This window comes from Luteibacter sp. P4_E6 (assembly GCF_056401535.1).
Window position 1 is genome coordinate 1 of sequence record NZ_JBFUJE010000369.1, and the last position, 3,916, is coordinate 3,916.

Genomic DNA, 3,916 nt, shown 5'->3' on the forward strand with positions numbered 1-3,916 from the left:
GGTAAGGACGACCTGCCCCTCCGGCCCTGCGTAGGCCACCTCGACGCTCAGCTCAGCCATACTGGCGACGCGCCTCGTCGCAGAAGTCGTCGACCATACGGTTGGCCAGTTGCTGGAAACCCATCCTCAGCACCGAGCCACCCAGCCCGGCGTAGTCGAAGTCCAATGCCAGGGCGATCTTGCAGCCCACATAGCCCAGGGCCTGGAAGGTAAACACCCCATCCAGCGAGCGAAACGGGCCTTCCACGAATTTCATGGCCAGGCTATGCGGTCGGTCCGCGGTGTTCCGGGTGGTGAAACTCTGTTTCAGTCCGGCGAACTTGAGATCCAGCCGGGCCACCAGCACGTTGTCTTCCCGCTCGAGCACTTCAGCGGCGTCACACCAGCCGAAGCGCTTTGGGTATGCTTCTACATCGTTGACCAGGTCGAACATCTGCGCGGGCGTGAAAGGCACGATCGCACTGCGGCGGATTTCAATCACTGCTTTGACCTCGTCTCATTTGCCGGCTCACGGACCCGCCGGCCTTGTATCAGGGATCCGATAGACCGATTTTAGCGGACATGGCAAAAGCGAAACCGAAGGACACGGAAAAAGACGGCGGCGGCACGATTGCGCTGAACAAGCGCGCGCGCCACGAATATCACATCGACCAACGCTTCGAATGCGGCATGGCCCTGGAAGGCTGGGAGCTGAAGTCCCTGCGCGCGGGCCGGATCAACTTCGGCGAGGGCTGCTACGCGATCATCCAGCACGGTGAGGTTTTTCTCGTCGGCGCCCAGATCCCGCCCCTGATCAGCGCCTCCACCCACGTCATCGCGAACGATCGCCGCACGCGCAAGCTGCTGCTCCATCGCGAGGAGATCGACCGCCTGATCGGCGCCGTCGAGCGCAAGGGCTACACCCTGGTACCCACCGCGATGTACTGGAAGAACAACAAGGTGAAGTGCGAGATCGGCCTGGCCAAGGGCAAACAGGACCACGACAAGCGCACCGCAGAGAAAGAACGCGAGTGGGCGGTCGACAAACAGCGGGTCATGCGCTCCCACAACAAGATGGGCTGACCTGAACGGACGGGCGGCGCCCATTGTGGGTGGGCTGCCCCGGCCATATACTGATAGGTGTAGTCACACAACGTTTTCCCCGGGGATGTTCTGGTTTCGACGGGGGTAGTGCGATCTACTGGTGCATGCCGAGGGGGTAGCTTTCCTCGTTAAACCAGCTGCAAAAACTATAGTTGCCAATGACAACTACTACGGTAATGACGCTTCGGTGGCTCTCGCCGCCTAAAGCGTTCGGCCCCTAAAAAAGGCCCTACCCCCGAACCGATCTTGTGCTCATGCTCGTCGGTGTAGGGTCACTATCATGAGACCGCCGAAAGACTCTCCATCTGTGGGTCTGGCGCTAGATCAATCAGGTATGTCCGTCGGTGCGCTTCGCACACCGTGCTGCTGGCGGACGAGATCTAACGGTGAGCTAAGCATGTAGATCTGGAGATTAAACGCCTTCGGACGCGGGTTCGACTCCCGCCATCTCCACCAATGAAGAAAAGCCCTGACTGGAAACAGTCGGGGCTTTTTCTTTAGAGTTGATGCCGCTGCTCAGCCTACCGTTGGAACGTAGAGGATCACGGAGTGAATTCAAGCCCTCGCCTCGCAAACGTCGCGAACGACAACATCACCCGCGCAGCGAAGCCCAGGGCACTCAGCGCGCTGCGACTGGCGGCTACGAGCTGGTGGACCGTCGCCATCGCCGGTCACTTCTTGTTCGGTGCCTACATTCTCGGCACCTACGGCAAGGCAACGCTACACGGTGATACGGCCGCCTGGAATCGCGTGTGGCCTACGGGATACCTACCCACCCAGCCTTTGGGCAATCTGATCGTTGCAGTGCACGTGTTATTGGCCTCGGTCGTCGCCATCTGCGGGCCGCTGCAGCTGGTGCCGGTACTGCGCCGTCGCGCGCCCCGGTTTCATCGCTGGAATGGACGTATCTACGTGACGGTTGCGCTCATTGTCGGCCTCGCCGGACTTATGATGCTGGCGACCGGCCGGGGTTTCACGGGCGCGTCGCAGAACGGAAATGTGGCGTTCAATGGCTTGCTGCTGGCGATCTGCGCGGTTCTCGCGTGGCGCTCTGCGCTAGCACGCGATTTTATTGCGCATCGACGCTGGGCACTGCGGCTGCTGGTGCTCGCGGCAGGCGTGTGGTTTTTTCGCATCGGCCTGGCAACATGGATCGCCATCAATGACGGCATCGTGGGTTTTGATCCGATAACGATGCAGGGACCGGCACTATGGGCATTGGCGTGCTGCGAATGGCTGGTCCCGCTGACAATGCTCGAGGGGTACTTTCGGGCAGAAAACGCGCGGCGCGATACGGGTAAGTACATGATGGCCGCACTGATCACCGCGTTCGCGCTTGCGACCGGGTACGGCATCTATCGTGCTACCACAGGTATGTGGTTGCCTGCTATAGCCGTCTGACCTACGGGGCTGTCCTGCCGGATCGATGCTATCACTGTAGGCCAGAGCCAGGAGGCAAAATGATCGTCACAGGCTCCAGTCTCGAGATCGACGAACTTCATACCTACTGGGCTTGCCAGCGCGCACCAGGATCCGCCGCGCCGCTACCCCAGGACATCCAGAAAACACTACTGGCCGGCTTGCGTCTTAACGTGCTGGAAACCTTGCGCTACCTGAACTACGAAAAGCCGAGCTACGCACAATTCGAAGCCTGGATACGCGAGCGCAACGACGGCGAACTGACGGACGCCTCGCTGGACCGCCTGCGGCGTGCACTGGCAGGCGAGAGGGTTGGCTCTGAAGTTGGCAGTCTGGATCACGTCGAAGGCCTGAGTAAAGACGACCTTGCGCACTGGGACGAGCACGGCTACGTCATTCTTCGCCAGGCGATCAGCGCCGAAGCGGCGAGAAACGCCGAGATGGCCATCTACGACCACCTGGGGATGAACCCCGATGACCCCGAGTCCTGGTATCGCGAATCGCTTGGTCATTCCATCTGGGTGCCCTTGCTGCGGCACCCGGCGCTGGTAGCCAACCGAAGCGCGCCCCGTATCCACAAGGCCCATGCCCAGCTATGGGGTCGCGACGATCTCTGGGTAACCATTGACCAGGGCGGACTGAACCCGCCGGAACGCGAGGACTGGCCGTTCCCCGGCCCGCATTTGCACTGGGATGCCACGCTCGCCGAGCCGCACTGCCTCGAGTTGCAAGGCATCCTGTATCTCGCCGATGTCGAAGAGGACCAAGGGGCATTCAGCTGCGTGCCGGACATGCATCGTACGCTGAAGCAATGGCTGAGCACCGTCCCGGCAGGTGTCAGTGCGCAGCAGCATGCGCACCGCACACTGACCATGAAGCCGATTGCCGCCAAGCGTGGCGACATGATCATCTGGCATCACCTGCTGCCGCATGGCAGCAGTCCGAATCGCGCGCAACGTCCGCGTGTCGCGCAATACATGTCGCTTCGACCGACGCGCTTTGCCTATGCCGACAAATGGACGTCTTGATCACCCGCCTGTCGTGGCGGCCCCCGGCAACACATAAAGATAGACGGCGAAGTAATGCAGCATGCTGCCCGCCAGCACGAACACATGCCACAACGAATGGTGAAACGGCAACCGCTTTGCCAGATAGAACGGGACGCCCGCCGTGTAGGCAACACCCCCCGCCACCAACAACACCAGGCCGGTCTTTGGAACGTGAGTTGCCAGCGGCTGAAACGCAACAATCGCGCCCCACCCCATCGCGACGTACATGAATACGGCCGCACGGTGATACCGCTTCAAGATACCGAGCTCAAGCACGCTGCCGACAATAGCCACCACCCAGACCGCACCAAACAGACCAAGGCCCCATGCGCCGTGGACCGCCACGAGTGCGAAAGGGGTATAGG

Annotated in this window: 5 protein-coding genes and 1 other RNA gene; 4 read left to right on the plus strand and 2 right to left on the minus strand. The window is 61.0% G+C overall.

The features are described from left to right. Positions 1-52 precede the first annotated feature (52 nt). Positions 53-481: a type II toxin-antitoxin system RatA family toxin gene (locus AC1DT2_RS17315; protein WP_477297696.1), complete on the minus strand. Its 429-nt coding sequence runs from the start codon at positions 479-481 to the stop codon at positions 53-55. An 80-nt stretch (positions 482-561) separates the two neighbouring features. Between AC1DT2_RS17315 and smpB the strand changes: the two genes are divergently transcribed. From smpB to AC1DT2_RS17335, 4 genes are all read left to right on the plus strand, one after another. After that, positions 562-1,062, plus strand: a complete 501-nt coding sequence (gene smpB, locus AC1DT2_RS17320; protein ID WP_046965872.1) for an SsrA-binding protein SmpB — start codon at positions 562-564, stop codon at positions 1,060-1,062. Between the two features lie 81 nt (positions 1,063-1,143). After that, positions 1,144-1,539, plus strand: a transfer-messenger RNA (tmRNA) gene (gene ssrA / locus AC1DT2_RS17325). A gap of 222 nt (positions 1,540-1,761) precedes the next feature. Then, on the plus strand, positions 1,762-2,484 hold the full coding sequence (locus tag AC1DT2_RS17330; protein WP_477297698.1) for a DUF2306 domain-containing protein: 723 nt from the start codon (positions 1,762-1,764) through the stop codon (positions 2,482-2,484). A 59-nt stretch (positions 2,485-2,543) separates the two neighbouring features. Then, entirely contained in the window at positions 2,544-3,530 is a 987-nt protein-coding gene (locus AC1DT2_RS17335; protein ID WP_477297699.1) for a phytanoyl-CoA dioxygenase family protein, read from the plus strand. Here AC1DT2_RS17335 and trhA read toward each other — a convergent pair. Next, a partial coding sequence (gene trhA / locus AC1DT2_RS17340; protein ID WP_477297701.1) for a PAQR family membrane homeostasis protein TrhA occupies positions 3,531-3,916 on the minus strand: 386 nt, incomplete at its 5' end.